Below are 15,183 nucleotides of genomic sequence, written 5' to 3'. Positions count from 1 at the left end.
GGGGTCACTCCGACGCGCTGGCCGTGTCCCCCTGCGCCTGCTCGCTGCTGGGCGGGCCGATCCACACCGTCTTGGCGTTGGTGAACTCGTACATGCCGAGCTCGGTGAGCTCGCGGCCGTAGCCGCTCTGCTTGACCCCGCCAAAGGGCAGCTCGGGGTAGCTGGTGACCATCCCGTTGACGAACGCCATGCCGCTCTCGACGTCGCGGATGAAGGTGGCCCGCTCCTGCTCGTCCTCGCTCCACAGGTTGGCGCCGAGTCCGTAGGGGTGGCTGTTGGCGATCTCGATGGCCTCCTCGAGACCGTCGACGGTCCACAGCGCAGCGACCGGGCCGAAGACCTCCTCGGCGTAGAGGTCCATCTCCGGCGTGACGCCGGTGAGCAGCGTCGGCTCGTAGAACCAGCCGGGGCGGTCGGGCCGCTTCCCGCCGACGACGACGGTCGCGCCCTTGTCGACGGCGTCCTGCACGTACCGCTCGACGTCCTCGCGGCCGGACTCGGTGGCCAGCGGGCCGACCTGGGTGCCGTCGTCCATCGGGTCGCCGACGACGAGGGCGGCCATCTTCTCGCCGAACAGCCGGGTGAACTCCTCGGCGACGTCGGCGTGCACGAAGAACCGCTTGGCCGCGATGCAGCTCTGCCCGTTGTTCTGGCAGCGCGCGGTGACCGCCACCTCGGCGGCGCGGTCGAGGTCGGCCGAGGGCATGACGATGAACGGGTCGCTGCCCCCGAGCTCGAGCACCGTCTTCTTCAGGACGTCCCCGGCGATCGAGGCCACCGACTGCCCGGCGGGGGCGCTGCCGGTGAGGGTGGCGGCGGCGACGCGGTCGTCGCGCAGGACCCGCTCGATGGTCGAGGAGCCGATCAGCAGGGTCTGGAAGACGTCGGCGGGGAAGCCGGCCTTGCGGAACAGCTCCTCCATGTACAGCGCGGTCTGCGGCACGTTGCTGGCGTGCTTGAGCAGCCCCACGTTGCCGGCCATGAGCGCCGGGGCGGCGAAGCGCATCGCCTGCCAGAGCGGGAAGTTCCACGGCATGATCGCGAGCACGACGCCGATCGGCTGGTGGACCAGGTAGGCCTGCTCGGCCCCGACGGCGCCGGCGTCGGCGGGCTGCGGCTCGAGCATCGCCGGGCCGTTCTCGGCGTAGTACCGTAGCGCCTTGGCGCACTTGGCGACCTCGGCCTCGGCCGCGGCCAGGGTCTTGCCCATCTCGGTGACCATGAGCTCGGCGACCTGGTCGGCGTCGCCGTCGAGGACGTCGGCGGCCGCGCGCAGCCAGCCGGCCCGCTCCTCGGGACTGGTCAGGCGGTAGCTGCGGAAGGCGGCCGCGGCGCGGCCGATCCTCTCGTCGAGGGCCTCGTCCGACAGCGGCTCGTAGGTCTTGAGCGTCTCGCCGGTGGCCGGGTTGGTGGTGGCGATGGCCATGTCGGTCCCTCCCTCGTCGGCGCGCGGGGCTGCACGCCGTCCCGGGGAGAGCCCCTACCCGTCCCCGCCCCGCTCACGCTCACCCGACCGGCAGCCCGGCCAGCCCGGCGACCAGGCCGAGCACGGCGCACACGCCGAGGGTGCGCAGCACCGACCACCGCACGCGGAAGAGCAGCACCGCCGCGACGACGGCGATCGCCAGCGGCACCCACCGCAGGGTCGTGGGGTCGGGCAGCTCGAGCGCCAGCGGCCCGGCGTCGACCCCGGAGGTCCCCGAGAACAGCGTGTGGACGGCGAAGTAGACCCCGAGGTTCGCGATGACCCCCACGACGGCGGCGGTGATGCCGGTGAGCGCCGCCGACAGCGACCGGTTGCCGCGCAGCCGCTCCATGTAGGGGGCGCCGAGCAGCACGAACAGGAAGCTGGGCACGAAGGTGACCCAGGTGACCAGCAGCGAGGCGAGGACGGCCGCCACCCACGGGTCCAGGTCCCCGGACGCCCGGTACGCGCCGAGGAACGCGACGAACTGGACCACCATGATCAGCGGCCCGGGCGTGGTCTCGGCCAGCGCCAACCCGCGCACCATCTCGCGCGGGGTCAGCCAGCCGTAGACCTCGACCGCCTGCTGGGCGACGTAGGCCAGGACCGCGTAGGCGCCGCCGAAGGTGACCACCGCGGCGCCGGAGAAGAACAGCCCCTGCTGGGTGAGGACGCTGCCCCCGCCGGTCAGCACGGCGACCGCCGCGACGGGCAGCCCCCAGACGACCAGCCCGGCCAGCAGCACCCGCACGGTGCGCCGCGTGCTGGGTGCCTCGTGGTGCAGGACGTCGTCGGAGACGACCGGCGGCGGCCCGGCGTCGGGCCCCTCGGCCGCCTTCCTCCGCGGCAGCGCCGTCGGCCGCCAGCGGCCCAGGGCCCAGCCGGCGAGCCCGGCGAGGGCGACGACGACCGGGAACGGCACGCCGAAGAGGGCGAGCGCGAGGAACGCCGCGACCGCCAGGACGACCAGGGCGCGGCTGTCCAGCGCCTTCTTCCCGACGCGGATGACCGCCTGGACCACGATCGCCAGCACCGCGGCGGCCAGACCGGTGAAGACGGCGGTGATCGCGGTGGTGCTGCCGAAGGCGACGTAGACCGCCGAGAGCACCAGCAGCGCGAGCACGCCGGGCAGCACGAACAGGCCGCCGGCGACGAGGCCGCCGCGGGTGCCGTGCAGCAGCCAGCCGACGTAGGTGGCCAGCTGCTGGGCCTCCGGGCCGGGCAGCAGGGTGCAGTAGTTCAGCGCGTGCAGGAACCGGCGCTGGCCTATCCACCGGCGCTCGTCGACCAGCTCCCGCTGCATGACCGCGATCTGGCCGGCCGGGCCGCCGAAGGTCTGCAGCGAGACGAGGAACCAGGCGCGCACCGCCTCGCGGAAGGACGGGTACGCCGTGGCGGGGGCCGCCGTCGGCCCGGCGGGGGTCGGCTCGGTCATCGCGGGCTCCGTCGGGTCAGGCCGGTTCACGGCCGAGCAGCAGGCGGCGTCGGGTGTACTCGTAGAGGCCGTCGAACAGCGGGCCGGAGACGGCGAGGGTCCGCTCGTCGTCGCCGGTCATCGACAGCCCGCGCAGCAGGACGTCGAGGCCCGGCGCCTCCGGCGCGTCGAAGCGGCCGTCGTCCAGGTCGGCCTCGTGCACGATCTCGCCGATCCGCTCCAGCACGGGGTCGTCGAGCCCGTGGACGCGCAGGATCGTCTCGAACGAGCAGTCGCCGCCGATATGGCCCAGCGCGACCCCGCGCATGTCGAACGGGGTGGCGTCGGCCGGGACGTCGGCGGGGTCGGCGACGAAGACGAACTCGGCGTCCGGGTCGACGAAGCGACGGATGAGCCAGGCGCAGGCGGCGCGGTCGACGTGGATCCCGGCGCGGGTCGCCCACCTCACGAGCGGCCCCCTCGCCCGGCCGCGACCGGTTCGCCGGCCGCGGTCGCCAGGGCGCGCAGCGCGGCGCCGGCGACGTCCCGCTCGGGCGGGGGGAAGAAGTCCCGCCTCCCGACGGCACGCCACTCCCCCCGCAGCCGCCGCAGCGCGCGGGTGCGCTCGGCCGGCGGTTCCCCGATCGCCGCGGTGCACTGCGCGGCCAGCTCGCGGTACTCCTCCGCGCGGGCGGCGGCCATGCCCGCGGCCAGCTCCCGCTCCTGCGCGGCGGTCGCCGGGTGCGCGGTCCAGATGCCGGCGCTGCCGCCGGCGGCCAGGACGTCGTCGGCGAGCCACTCGAGCGCCTCCCGGGTGCGGGCGTCGGCCGGCAGGGCCACCACGCCGTCGGCCAGCTGCGCGACGCCGAGCCGGCGCAACCGGCGCCACAGCGTCGTCCGCGGGCCGGAGGGCTCGCGCGGCAGGCGGTAGGACAGCAGCACCCACTCGCCGGTCGCCGTCACGGCGCCGATGCAACCACGGTTGCACGACCACGTCCAGTGCACCCGCACGCCCGCGGGCGCTCACGCCGCGGGGGCGAGCAGGGGTGCCGGGGTGGTGATCTCGGTGCCGTCGGGCCGGTAGGTGCGCCAGGTGCCGGTCGGTCGTCGCTCGACCCGGAAGCCGTGGTGGACCTTGGTGTGGTGGCGCTCGCACAGCAGCGCTGCGTTGTCGAGGCTGGTGTCGCCGCCGTCGATCCAGTGGACCAGGTGGTGCACGTCGCACCACCACGTCGGTGCGCCGCAGCCGGCGAACACGCACCCCCCGTCGCGCAGTTCCGCTGCGCGACGGATGTGGCGGCTCATCAGCCGCCGCTCCCGGCCGAGGTCCAGTGGTGCGCCGTCGGGGCCGAACACCACGCGGGACACCGCGCCGTCGCAGGCCAGCCAGCGGGCCCTCGCGGCGGAGATGGTGGCGCCGAAGCCCATCCGCCCGGCGTTCGGCCCGCCGGCCGGATCGACCAGGTCGTCGAGGTCGATGACGACGGCGATCTGCGGCTTGTGCCCGCGCAGCGTGGGCAGCGAGCCGGCGGCGAGGGCGTTGTCGGCGAGCTGCACCAGCGCGTCCCCGAGGCGCTGGGCGCGGGTGCGCTCGTCGCCGGCGGGCCGGTCGGCCTGCACGTGCGCCTCGAGTGCGGCCTGCAGCTTCTCGCCGCCGACCGCGTCCAGGTGCCCGCGGATGGTGAGGGAGCCGTCGGCGTGCCGGGACAGCGTCAACAAGCGGCCCGCAGTGGGGTCGGGCTCCGGCCCGTCGGGATCGAGGGCGTCGCAGTAGTGCTGCACCACCGCGACGAGGTCGGCGTGCGACTGCTCGATCGCCACGCCGGTGAGCACCGCGTCGATCACCGCCAGGTCCACCCCGGCGGCCGCAGCTGCGGTGAGGCGTTCGGGTGTCACCGCCTTCGCCGCGACGGTGACCTGCTCGGCGGACACGAGACCGGCGTCGTGCGCCTCGGCGAGAGCCGGCAGGTGCTCCAGCGCCTGCCCGGTGCGCACCAGGCGCGACGCCTCCGCCGTCGACAGCCGGCAGTGCCCGCGCAGCCACGAGGTCATCGACGCCAGCCCGTCGCGCTCCGGCGCCTGGGACAGCTCCGCGGCACGGACCGCGCGGGCGAGGCGGGCGTCGATCCGGTTGCGCTCGGCGACCAGCGTGGCGACGTCGTCGAGGACGTCCCCGCTCCCCGGCTCATCCGAACACATGATCGAAGAATAGTCGATCAGAGACGCCCGCGCGACGTGAATCCGCAGCTCAGACGCCTGTTCACAGATCCGGTGGACCCCTTGACGACACCGTGCCGATGAGTCGGCGACACCTCTGGGGTCCTCTGTACATGACCCTCGTCATCGGCGACATCACCGTCTCCCTCGACGGCTTCGTCAGCGGCTCCGGTGAGAGCGTCGAGGCCCTCCACGTCTGGGCACTGCAGAGCGACCACCCCGTCGACCGCGGCGTCCTGGAGCGGCACGCCGCCGCGAGCGGCGCCGTCGTCATGGGCCGGCGCACCTTCGACGACGTCGACCGGGGGTGGACCGACGGGATGGGCTACGGGGCCGCCGTCGACGCCCGGCCGCCCTTCTCCGTCGTCACCAGCGGCCCGCCGGAGCAGCACCGGCTCGCCACCACGCACGACTTCACCTTCGTGACCGCGGGCCCGGAGGCCGCCGTGGACCGGGCGAGTGAGGCGGCCGGCGACCGCGACGTCTTCGTCATGGGCGGCGGCGCGCTGGTCGGCTCCTGCCTGCGCGACGGGCTGCTGGACGAGCTGCGCCTGCACGTGGCGCCCGAGGTGCTCGGCGCGGGCACGCCGCTGTTCGCCGGCGTCGGCCGCCACCGGCTGGCCCGGGTCGCCGTCGAGGTCTCGCCGGTGTGCACGCACCTGACCTACCGCGTGCACCGCTGACTCAGGGACGGCGGGAGCGGAAGTCGCCGCGGCCGGTGTCGCTGCGCCAGTCGTCGAAGGACTCGCCGGTGAGCTCCTCGAGCAGCGCGACGTCGGGCAGCAGCGGTGCCAGGACCTCGCGCCGCACCTCCACCGGCATCGGCGGCCGCGGCGCCCTCTGCGCGTGCAGCGCGGCCAGCAGCGGCCGGGACACCTGCCGCCACACCTGCGGCGGGGCGTACGCGCCGAGCGCCGCACCGGCCCGGGTGACCCGGGCCAGCGCCCGGTACCGCGGCGTGTCGGCCACGTACGGCTTCACGTTCTCCGGCGCCACCGTGTGCGCCACCCCCGGCTCGACGCCGAGGAACGCGCTGACCCGGTCCAGGGTCTCGCGCGGGGAGTCGACCAGCTGCCGGTACCGCAGCAGGAGCACCTGCTCCCGCGGCAGGACGGAGTACAGGTCCCGCAGCTGCTCGCCGTAGCGGCCGAGCCCGCGGTAGTGCCAGAACGGCGCCCAGCCGGCGGCGGCCCGGGACTCCTCGCGCTCCACGGCGGTGGCGAAGTCGGCCTCGGGCTCTAGCCCGTCGGCGCGCAGGTGCACCCAGTTCGACCAGGCGCGGTCCACCGGGTCCCGCACGATCGCGACGACGCGGACCCCCGGGACGTCGGCGGCCAGCCGGCGGTGCGCGGCGCGGTCGTACAGGTAGAACGGCGTGCTCTCGCCGCGGACCGTCCCGGGCGGGGCGCCGTCGAACAGCCGCAGGTAGTCCGCGCGGCGCCAGACCCACTCCCGCGCGCTGTGCGCGTCGCCCGGGCCGCGCTGGCCGCTGCGCGGGGGCGGGCCGCCGTCGGTCAGGTAGTACTTCGGCTCCTTGACCGGGGACAGGTACAGCCCCGGGTGGGTGGCCAGCGCGGCGTGCAGCGCCGTCGTCCCGGCCTTCGGCGCCCCGGCCAGCACGAACTGCGGCAGCCGGTCGGCGTCGGTGCTCATCGGTCCCCTCCCTGCCCGCGGCGGCCCGCGGTGTACACACGGGGAGGCCTGTCCCCTCCCCTGAACGGAGCCGCCGCGTGACCGCGTCCGCGCCCCGCCCGCCGGCGCCCGACCGCTTCTGGTCCGACGCCGAGGTCGTCGTCGAGCCCGAGGACCCCCGCCCGGGCTCGTGGGCCGGCGGCCCGTCGGCCCAGCTCGTCGACGGCACGTGGTGGCTGGCCTACCGGCTGCGCCGCCCGGTCGGCGAGGGCCGCGGCTTCGGCAACGTGGTGGCCCGCTCCGACGACGGCGTGCGCTTCGAGCCGGTGCTCGCGATCGGCAAGGAGCGCTTCGGCGCGGAGTCGCTGGAGCGGCCGGCGCTGGTGCACACCCCCGGCGGGCGCTGGCGGCTCTACGTCAGCTGCGCGACGCCGGGCACGAAGCACTGGCGGGTCGACCTGCTGGAGGCCGACACCGTCGAGGGGCTGGCCACCGCCGAGCCCCGCACGGTGCTGCCCGGCGACGCCGCCACCGCGCCCAAGGACCCGGTGGTCCGCTGGGACGGCGAACGGTGGCACGTGTGGGCCTCGGTGCACCCGCTCGACGACCCCGAGGCCACCGACCGCATGACCACCGAGCACGCCACGAGCCCCGACGGCGTCACCTGGACCTGGCGCGGCACCGCCCTCGCCGGCACCGAGGGCAGCTGGGACGCGCGCGGCGTGCGGTTCACCGCGGTGGTGCTCGACGGCTCGCGCACCTGGGCTCTCTACGACGGCCGGGCCACCGCGGAGGAGAACTGGGAGGAGCGGACCGGCCTCGCCGAACACGATGCGGAACACGACGGCGAGCTCGGCTTCCGCGCCGCCGCCGGCGGGCCGTACCTGCAGAGCCCGCACCCGCCGCACGGGCTGCGCTACGCCGACGTCGTCCCGTTGCCCGGCGGCGGGGCGCGCTGGTTCTACGAGGCCACCCGCGCCGACGGCGCCCACGAGCTCCGCACCGTCGTCCTCCCTGCCTGACCGGTCCGGCCGCGTCCTCGACACGCGGTAATCCCTACCAGACCGATGGACTTGACAGGATTTGGCGGGCGGGGTCGGATGGTCGTCGTGGCACCCGCCCTGACGCTCACCCGCCGGTCCGCCGTGGACCTGCTGCGGGTGGCCAGCGCGCTGTGTCCGGTCGCCTGAGCGCCCGACACCCCTTCCTCCGCGCCGCCCCCGACCGGGCCCCGGTGCGCCCTGCTCAGGAGTACCCCGTGACGCCCCTGCTGTCCCCTGCCGACCTCACCCCGCGCACCGCCACCGCCCGCACCGCCACCGCCCGCACCACCTCCGCCGCCGCCCTGGCCGCCGCGCTGCTCGCCGTCGCCGACGAGTGGCTGCCCCGCGTCGAGTACCGCGCGGGCAGCCGCTGGACCGGCCTGCTGCCCGCCGACGACGCCGCCGGCCTGGTCGACCCCTCGCTGCACGCCGACCTCGCCGACGCCCAGGTGTGGCTGCTGACCTGGCTGCCGGGCCAGGGCACCCCGCTGCACGACCACGGGGGCTCGGCGGGCGCCTTCGCCGTCGTCGGCGGGGTGCTCACCGAGGACGTCGTCGGCGGGCGCCCCGGCGCCGTGCGCGAGGCGGCCACCGAGCTGTGGGCCGGCCGGGTGCGGCCGTTCGGGCCCCACCACGTGCACCGGGTGACCAACCGCGGGACAGTGCCCGCCGTGAGCGTGCACGCGTACACCCCGCGCCTGTCCCGGATGACCGGCTACCGCCTCGAGCACGGCACCCTGCTGACCACCGGCACCGAGAAGGCGGGCGTCGACTGGTGACCGGCCGTCCGCCCGGCGCGAAGAGCGTCGACCAGCTGCTGGAGGAGGCGCGCTCGCGCATCACGCGGGTGACGCCGGAGGAGGCGGCGCGGCGGGTCGCCGACGGCGCGGTGCTCGTCGACATCCGCCCGCAGTCGCAGCGCGAGGCCGACGGCGAGGTGCCCGGCGCGCTCGTCGTCGAGCGCAACCACCTGGAGTGGCGGTTCGACCCGGAGAGCGACGCCCGGGTGCCGCAGGCCACCGGGTACGACGTCGACGTCGTCGTGCTGTGCCAGGAGGGCTACACCTCCAGCCTGGCCGCCGACGCCCTCCGCTCGCTCGGCCTGGCGCGGGCGAGCGACGTGATCGGCGGGCACCGCGCGTGGGTGGCCGCCGGGCTGCCCAGCACCGGCGGGGCCGCCTCCTAGACCGGTCCGGGGACGGCGGCGCGCGACGGAGGCCGCCGCCGTCCCCGGACCACCGCGGTCAGGTCTTGCTCTTCCCCTGGGCGCTGGAGTGCTCGTGGCGGTCGTCGGAGTGCCGGACGGTGCGGATCTGCTTGGAGGCACCGGTGGTGGCGCCCGCCTCGCTGGGCGAGAGCCCCTCCTTCTTGGCCTCGCGGGCGGCGGCGCGCTGGGCGTCGGGATCGGTCTTCTTGCTCATGGGGCGGCGGTACCCGGCTCCCCGTCCGCCACGCCGGAGAGCACCCGGAAGGTCCGCTCCGCCATGAGGTCGGCGCCGAGGTCCCGCTCCGCCCGCGCCCGGGCCCGCGCGCCGAGGGCGGCCCGCCGCGCCGGGTCGGTCAGCAGGCCGCGCAGCGCCGCGGCCAGCGCGCCGGCGTCCTCGACCGGCACGACGACGACGTCCTCCCGCAGCGCGTGCCGCACCCGGCCGACGTCGGTGCTCACGCACGGCAGCCCCTCGGCCATCGCCTCCAGCAGCACCAGCGGTCCCGCCTCCACCCGCGAGGACACCACGAACAGGTCCACCCCGGCGAGGAAGGCGCGGGAGTCGTCCACCCAGCCCGGGAACGCGACCGGCAGGCCGTCGGCCGCGGCGCGCAGGGCCTCCCCGTCGCGGCCGGCGCCGCCGATCACCGCCTCGAACGGCACGTCGAGCCGGCGCAGCGCGGCGAGCAGGACGTCGAAGCCCTTCTGCGCGGTCAACCGGCCGAGCGCCCCGATCCGCGGCACCGCGTTGCCGGCCGGGCCGGCGGGGTCGGGCGGCACGTCGACGCCGTTGGGCACGACGTGCGCCCGCGCCGGGTCGACGCCGAGGTCGGTCACCACCTGCGCGCGGCCCTCCTCCGAGGGGCTGATCACCGCGCCCATCCGCCGGTAGAGGGCGGACAGCACGGCGCGCTCCTCCCCGCCGCGGGTGTCGCCGACCAGGTGCAGCACGCCGGCGGTGGGCGCCACCTGCTGCGCGGCGGCCACCGCGGCGGCGTTGGACGCGGGGTCGACGAGATCGACCACCACGACGTCGGGGCGCTGGGCGGCCAGCGCCGCCCGCGTGTGCGGCGCCGCGGCGGTGTGCCGGGTCAGCGGGACGACGGTGCGCTCGACGTCGAGGTGCGCGAAGCCGGCCGCCACCGGCTCGGCGCACACCAGGGACGCCGTCCAGCCGTTGGCGGCCGCGCGGCGCAGGTGGTGCGTCAGCCACACCTCCGCGCCGCCCCACCCGCTGGAGTCGGCGACGAACGAGACCCTCACGAGGCGGCCAGCTCGAGCGCGGCACCGGCCACCGCCGACGGCGAGACGGTCAGCGCGCAGCGGAACTCGATCGGGCAGGCCAGGTGCGGGCACGGCGCGCACGCCACCGTCGGGGTCAGCGCGCGGTGCCGGGGGCCGGGGTGCGCCCACCGGACCGGGTCGCCGGGCAGGAAGACGGTGACGCTGCGGGCACCGACGGCCGCGGCCAGGTGCGCGGAGCCGGTGTCGTTGCCGACCAGCACCGCGCTGTCGCGCAGCAGCGCGGCCAGCCCGCCGAGGCTGGTGGCGCCGGTCAGGTCGACCGCGGGGGCGCGCATCGCCGCGGCCACCCGGGTGGAGATCTCCCGCTCGCCGGCCACCCCGGTGACGACGACGTCGAGCCCCTCGGCGGCCAGCGCGTCGCCGACCGCGGCGTAGCGCTCGACCGGCCAGCGGCGGGTGGGCGCGGACGCCCCCGGGTGCAGGACGGCGTAGCGCCCCGGCTCCAGCCCGGCGGCGGCGAGGGTGGCGGCGTGCTCCGCCTCGTCGTCGGCGGTGACCGGGAAGCCCATGCGGGCGTCCCCGCCGGCCGGCAGGCCGAGGTGCTCGAGCAGCGCGACGTGCCGCGCCGCCTCGTGCAGGTGCAGCGGGTATCGCAGGTGCAGCGCCTCCGTGCCCGGCGGCGGGTCCCAGCCGGTGGGCGCGAACCCGCCGGTGAGCCGGGCGCCGAGGGCCGCGGCCACCCGGTTGGCGGCCGGCCGGTCGCCGTAGGCCTGCAGCGCGAGGTCGAACCCGCGCTCCCGCGCCGCGGCGGTGAACCCCGCCCACCCCGCGCGGTCGACCGGGCCGTCGGGGACGCCGTCGGCGCCGGGGAACGGCAGCAGCGCGACGGGGACGCCGAGGCGCTCGACCACCGGCGCCATGCGGCCGAAGGTCACCAGCGTGACCTCGACGTCGGGCCGGGCGGCGCGCAGCCGGCGGAGCGCGGGGACGGTGCACAGCAGGTCGCCCAGGCCCACCCGCAGCCGGACCAGGGCCAGGCGTCGGACGGCGGGGTCGGCGAGGGGCGCGGTCACCAGCGCCCACTGCCCCGGCAGGGCAACTCCATAACGCCCAACCGACGGGTGCCGCCGCTTCGTGGTGCACTACGAGTCCTGCCCCCGACGCCGGAGGTCCCCTGCGTGTCCCGTCCCGCTGCCGCCCTGCACGTGCTGCGCCTGTGCAGCGTGTTCGAACCGCCGGCGGCCCGGCCGGCCACGGCGCCGGGGTCGCTGCCCGGGGAACTGGACGCCCGCGCGGCGCGGTTCGACCCGATCGGCGGGATGCAGAACCACACGGCCACGCTCACCCGGTGCCTCGACGCCGCCGGTGTCACGCAGACGGTGGTGACCGCGCGGCTGGCCGGCCCGCGCGGGACGACGCCGCTGGGCCGCGGCACCCGGGTCTCCCGCACCGGGCTGCCGGTGCCGCGGCTGCGGCAGCTGTGGGCGCTGTCCGGGCTGCCGGCGGTGCTGCGCGCAGGCCGGCGGGCGCCGGTCGACGTCGTGCACGCCCACCAGGGCGAGGACCTCGCCACGCTGCCGCTGGCCCGGCTGGCCGCCCGGGTGCACCGCGCCCCGCTGGTGGTCACCGTGCACTGCAGCGTCGGGCACACGCTCACCGGCCGCGGGCCGCGGGTGCGGCTGCTGCGGGCGCTCGGCGGCTGGATCGAGCGCACCACGTTCCGCCGCGCCGACGCCGTCGTCGTCCTCACCGGGCGGACCGCGGCGGCCCTGCGCGCGGACGGCGTGCCGGACGAGCGGCTGTCCACCATCCCCTCCGGCTTCGACCCGGCGCTGTTCTCCGGCGGCGCCCCGGACGTGTTCCCCGGGGTGGCGCGGCCGCGGATCGGCTACGTCGGCCGGCTCGCGCCGCAGAAGGACCCCGCCACGCTGGTGCGCGCGTTCGGGCGGATGCGGGAGGAGGCGTCGCTGGTCGTCGTCGGCGACGGGCCGGACCGGGCGCTGGTGCACCGGCTGGCCGCCGAGAGCCCGGCGGCCGGGCGGATCACGCTGGCCGGGTTCGTCGAGCACGCCCGGGTGCCCGCGGTGCTGGCCTCCCTCGACGTGCTCGTGCTGCCCTCGGCGTACGAGGAGATGGGCTCGGTGCTCACCGAGGCGATGGCCGCGGGCCTGCCGGTGGTCGCCAGCGACGTCGGCGGGATCCCGGAGGTGGTCCGGGACGGGCGGACCGGGCTGCTCGTCCCGCCCGGCGACGCCGACGCGCTGGCCGCCGCGCTGGACCGGGTGGCCGGCGACGACCTGCTGCGCGCCCGGCTGGCCGCCGGCGCCCGCGCCCGCTCGGCCGAGTACGGGTGGCCGGCGCTGTCGGCGCGGGTGGCCGCCGTCTACGACCGGGTGCTCGGCGTCGACTCCGACCTCGAACCCGCCGCGTGAGGCCGCGGGTCGCCGTCCTGGTCCCCGTGCACGACCAGGCGGCGTTCCTGCCCCGGGCGCTGGAGTCGCTGCTCGCCCAGGAGGAGACGGCGTGGGAGGCGGTGGTCGTCGACGACGGCTCCCGCGAGCCGGTCACCGTCCCCGCCGACCCCCGGCTGCGGCTGGTGCGCACCGACGACAACCGCGGCCTGGGCGCGGCGCTCAACCGCGGCCTGGACGAGACCACCGCGCCGGTCGTCGCGTACCTGCCGGCCGACGACGTCTGGTTCCCCGCGCACCTCGCCGGCCTGCTCGCGTGCCTGACCGACGGCGTGGTGCTGGCCCGCGCCGACCTCGACGAGCCGGCGGGCACCTCCTACGCGCAGCTGGTGCAGGTGGCCCACCGGCGCACCGGCGACCGCTGGACCGAGCGCGCGGAGCTGGAGACCGACGACCTCGACCGGCTGATGTGGTCGCGGGTGGCCGCCCGCGGGACGGCGACCGGCACCGGCCGGGTCACCTGCGCGTGGACGCGGCACCCGGGCCAGCGGTCACGCGCGATCCGCGAGTCCTCCGACGGCGGCCTCAACGTGTTCCGCGGCCGCTACCGGGTCGCCGGGCCGCTGCGGTTCGCCTCCACCGACGGCGGGGAGACCGACGAGGTCGCCCGGTACGCGCGGTTCCGCGAGCGCTCGTACCCGCCGTCGCCGGACGGGCTGCGCGTGCTGGTGGTCGGCGAGCTCGCGTTCAACCCCGAGCGGGTGCTGGCGCTGGCCGAGCGCGGCCACTCCCTGACCGGTCTGTGGACCCCCGACGGCCTCGGCGACTCCAGCGTGGGGCCGCTCCCGTTCGGGCACGTCGCCGACCTCGACCGCGACCGCTGGCGGGACGGGGTGCGCGCGCTCGCCCCCGACGTCGTGTGGGCGCAGCTGAACTGGCGGGCGGTGCCGTTCGCGCACGCCGTGCGGCAGGCGTTCCCCGACCTGCCGTTCGTGTGGCACTTCAAGGAGGCGCCGCAGCGCAGCATCGTGCGCGGGGAGTGGCCGCTGCTGGCCGACCTGGTCTGCGGCGCCGACGCCTGCCTGTTCGCCACCGAGGAGGAGCGCGACTGGTTCGCCCTCGCGCTGGCCGGCCGGGTCGACCCCGCGCGGCTCGGCGTCCTCGACGGCGACCTGCCCAAGCGCGACCGGCTCGACGCGCCGTTCTCGCCCCGGCTCTCCGACGCCGACGGGCAGCCGCACACCGTCCTCGCCGGCCGTCCCTCGGGGCTGGACCTGGACTGGGTGCTGGCGCTGGCCGACCGCGGCGTGCACACCCACCTGTACGGGCAGGTGCGGGCGCCGGGCGCGACGGGGTCGTGGACCGGCTGGCTGGACCAGGCGCTGGCCCGCGCGCCGGGCTTCGTGCACGTGCACCCCGCCGTCGGGCCGGAGGACTGGGTGCGCGAGCTGTCCCGCCACGACGCCGGGTGGCTGCACCGCTTCGACTCGGCCAACGGCGGCGACCTGCGGCGGGCCAGCTGGGACGACCTCAACTCCCCCGCCCGGCTGCCGGTGCTGCTGGCCGCGGGGCTGCCGCTGCTGCAGCAGGCCAACCCCGGCTCGCTGGTCGCGGTGGAGCGGGTGCTGCGCGCCGACGGGACGGGGCTGTTCTACCGCTCCGCCGACGACGTCGCCGCCGCGCTGCACGAGGAGCTCGGGACACGGGCCGGGCACGCCGCCGCCGTGGCCGCGCGGGAGCGGCACGTCTTCGACGCCCACGCCGACCGCCTGGTGGACCTGTTCCGCTCGATCGCCCGTTGAATCGTCGGACCCCGGGCCTAGCGTCGGCGCCGTGACGGGCGAGCTGCGCTGGGCGGTCACCGACGGGCCGGACGGCACCGCGGCCGTCGAGCTGCCCCGCGACGACGACGACGCGTGGCGCCTCGAGCAGCAGGCCCGCGGCGGCTTCTGGTGCGCCCGCGAGGCCGGCGGCTGCGGCGGCCGGCTCGAGGTCGCGCACGGGCCGCGGCCCGCGTTCCGGCACGGGGGGTCCGCGGCCTGCGCGTTCGCCCGGCACGGCGCCGCGGCCGGCCCCGCCTACGACGCGCTGCGCTACCGCCGCCCCCTGACCGCGTGGCTCACCGGCCAGGGCCACGAGGCCCGGGTGGTGCGGGCGCCCGACCCGGGCGGGCACCCCGGCCTGCACGTCGTCGTCCCCGGCACGGGCGTCCTCGAGGTCCAGCTCGCCCCGCTGGCCGACGACGCCTGGCGGGAGCGGGACGACGCGCTGCGGCGCGCGGACGGGCGGGTCACCTGGCTGCACGGCCCCGACGCCGAGGTGTCCGCGGCCGCCGAGGCGCGGGTGCGCGGCGCCGCGCTCGTGGTGCGCCGGCACGACCGCGGCCTGATGGTCGGCGTCCGGGACGCCGGCGCGGCCGTCCGCTGGGTGCGGCTGGCCTCCTGCCTGCTGACCGCCGGCGGGCTGGACGTACCCGGACTGGCCGAGGCCCGCGCCCGGCACGCGCGGCGCACCGCCGAGCGGGAGGCGGCCGCCCGCCGCGCGGGCCG

At 77.2% G+C, this 15,183-nt stretch carries 17 protein-coding genes; 8 read left to right on the top strand and 9 right to left on the bottom strand.

The window, feature by feature from the left end:
• Positions 1 to 4: 4 nt before the first annotated feature.
• The 5 genes from ACFO3M_RS21330 to ACFO3M_RS21310 all read right to left on the bottom strand — a co-directional run bounded on the left by ACFO3M_RS21330 (position 5) and on the right by ACFO3M_RS21310 (position 5,078).
• Entirely contained in the window at positions 5 to 1,426 is a 1,422-nt protein-coding gene (locus ACFO3M_RS21330) for an NADP-dependent succinic semialdehyde dehydrogenase (RefSeq protein WP_387993775.1), read from the bottom strand.
• Between the two features lie 79 nt (positions 1,427 to 1,505).
• Complete coding sequence (gene chrA / locus ACFO3M_RS21325) at positions 1,506 to 2,900, bottom strand: chromate efflux transporter (protein WP_387993772.1); 1,395 nt, start codon at positions 2,898 to 2,900, stop codon at positions 1,506 to 1,508.
• Positions 2,901 to 2,916: 16 nt separating this feature from the next.
• Positions 2,917 to 3,348 carry a chromate resistance protein ChrB domain-containing protein gene (locus ACFO3M_RS21320; protein ID WP_387993769.1) on the bottom strand — a complete coding sequence of 144 codons (432 nt, stop codon included), beginning with the start codon at positions 3,346 to 3,348 and terminating at the stop codon, positions 2,917 to 2,919.
• Complete coding sequence (locus ACFO3M_RS21315; protein WP_387993766.1) at positions 3,345 to 3,842, bottom strand: Chromate resistance protein ChrB; 498 nt, start codon at positions 3,840 to 3,842, stop codon at positions 3,345 to 3,347. Before ACFO3M_RS21315 ends, ACFO3M_RS21320 begins: the two co-directional genes overlap by 4 nt.
• Before the next feature lie 60 nt (positions 3,843 to 3,902).
• Positions 3,903 to 5,078, bottom strand: coding sequence for an HNH endonuclease signature motif containing protein (locus ACFO3M_RS21310; protein WP_387993763.1), 1,176 nt, complete (start codon positions 5,076 to 5,078; stop codon positions 3,903 to 3,905).
• 131 nt (positions 5,079 to 5,209) lie between these two features.
• On the opposite strand from ACFO3M_RS21310, the gene ACFO3M_RS21305 reads away from it, so the two are divergent.
• Positions 5,210 to 5,779 (top strand): dihydrofolate reductase family protein, encoded by a 570-nt coding sequence (locus ACFO3M_RS21305; protein ID WP_387993761.1) that lies wholly within the window; start codon positions 5,210 to 5,212, stop codon positions 5,777 to 5,779.
• A gap of 1 nt (position 5,780) precedes the next feature.
• On the opposite strand, the gene ACFO3M_RS21300 is transcribed toward ACFO3M_RS21305, so the two are convergent.
• Positions 5,781 to 6,749: a sulfotransferase family protein gene (locus ACFO3M_RS21300; RefSeq protein ID WP_387993758.1), complete on the bottom strand. Its 969-nt coding sequence runs from the start codon at positions 6,747 to 6,749 to the stop codon at positions 5,781 to 5,783.
• A gap of 77 nt (positions 6,750 to 6,826) precedes the next feature.
• On the opposite strand from ACFO3M_RS21300, the gene ACFO3M_RS21295 reads away from it, so the two are divergent.
• The 4 genes from ACFO3M_RS21295 to ACFO3M_RS21280 all read left to right on the top strand — a co-directional run bounded on the left by ACFO3M_RS21295 (position 6,827) and on the right by ACFO3M_RS21280 (position 8,957).
• Positions 6,827 to 7,750, top strand: coding sequence for a glycoside hydrolase family protein (locus ACFO3M_RS21295; RefSeq protein WP_387993755.1), 924 nt, complete (start codon positions 6,827 to 6,829; stop codon positions 7,748 to 7,750).
• Positions 7,751 to 7,828: 78 nt separating this feature from the next.
• Positions 7,829 to 7,918: a putative leader peptide gene (locus tag ACFO3M_RS21290; protein ID WP_387993752.1), complete on the top strand. Its 90-nt coding sequence runs from the start codon at positions 7,829 to 7,831 to the stop codon at positions 7,916 to 7,918.
• Between the two features lie 68 nt (positions 7,919 to 7,986).
• Positions 7,987 to 8,550, top strand: a complete 564-nt coding sequence (locus ACFO3M_RS21285; RefSeq protein ID WP_387993750.1) for a cysteine dioxygenase — start codon at positions 7,987 to 7,989, stop codon at positions 8,548 to 8,550.
• A complete protein-coding gene (locus tag ACFO3M_RS21280) occupies positions 8,547 to 8,957 on the top strand; it encodes a rhodanese-like domain-containing protein (protein ID WP_387993747.1) in 411 nt (136 codons plus the stop codon). Before ACFO3M_RS21285 ends, ACFO3M_RS21280 begins: the two co-directional genes overlap by 4 nt.
• A 58-nt stretch (positions 8,958 to 9,015) precedes the next feature.
• Here the strand turns inward: ACFO3M_RS21280 and ACFO3M_RS21275 are convergent, their stop codons facing one another.
• From ACFO3M_RS21275 to ACFO3M_RS21265, 3 genes are read right to left on the bottom strand one after another with little or no spacing between them, the layout of a single operon-like run.
• A complete protein-coding gene (locus ACFO3M_RS21275) occupies positions 9,016 to 9,192 on the bottom strand; it encodes a hypothetical protein (RefSeq protein WP_387993745.1) in 177 nt (58 codons plus the stop codon).
• Positions 9,189 to 10,241, bottom strand: coding sequence for a glycosyltransferase (locus ACFO3M_RS21270; RefSeq protein ID WP_387993742.1), 1,053 nt, complete (start codon positions 10,239 to 10,241; stop codon positions 9,189 to 9,191). The genes ACFO3M_RS21275 and ACFO3M_RS21270 overlap by 4 nt, the downstream gene beginning before the upstream one ends.
• Positions 10,238 to 11,296, bottom strand: coding sequence for a glycosyltransferase family 9 protein (locus tag ACFO3M_RS21265; protein WP_387993739.1), 1,059 nt, complete (start codon positions 11,294 to 11,296; stop codon positions 10,238 to 10,240). Before ACFO3M_RS21265 ends, ACFO3M_RS21270 begins: the two co-directional genes overlap by 4 nt.
• Positions 11,297 to 11,401: 105 nt before the next feature.
• Between ACFO3M_RS21265 and ACFO3M_RS21260 the strand changes: the two genes are divergently transcribed.
• From ACFO3M_RS21260 to ACFO3M_RS21250, 3 genes are all read left to right on the top strand, one after another.
• Complete coding sequence (locus tag ACFO3M_RS21260) at positions 11,402 to 12,655, top strand: glycosyltransferase (protein WP_387993737.1); 1,254 nt, start codon at positions 11,402 to 11,404, stop codon at positions 12,653 to 12,655.
• On the top strand, positions 12,652 to 14,436 hold the full coding sequence (locus ACFO3M_RS21255; RefSeq protein ID WP_387993734.1) for a glycosyltransferase: 1,785 nt from the start codon (positions 12,652 to 12,654) through the stop codon (positions 14,434 to 14,436). Before ACFO3M_RS21260 ends, ACFO3M_RS21255 begins: the two co-directional genes overlap by 4 nt.
• A 31-nt stretch (positions 14,437 to 14,467) precedes the next feature.
• On the top strand, positions 14,468 to 15,183 hold a 716-nt coding region (locus ACFO3M_RS21250), incomplete at its 3' end, for a hypothetical protein (protein ID WP_387993731.1).

The organism is Geodermatophilus arenarius (assembly GCF_042654585.1).
In the GTDB taxonomy this organism is placed as follows: Bacteria; Actinomycetota; Actinomycetes; order Mycobacteriales; family Geodermatophilaceae; genus Geodermatophilus; species Geodermatophilus arenarius.
Note: the sequence above shows the minus strand (reverse complement) of the source record. Positions and strands in the feature narration are given on the sequence as shown.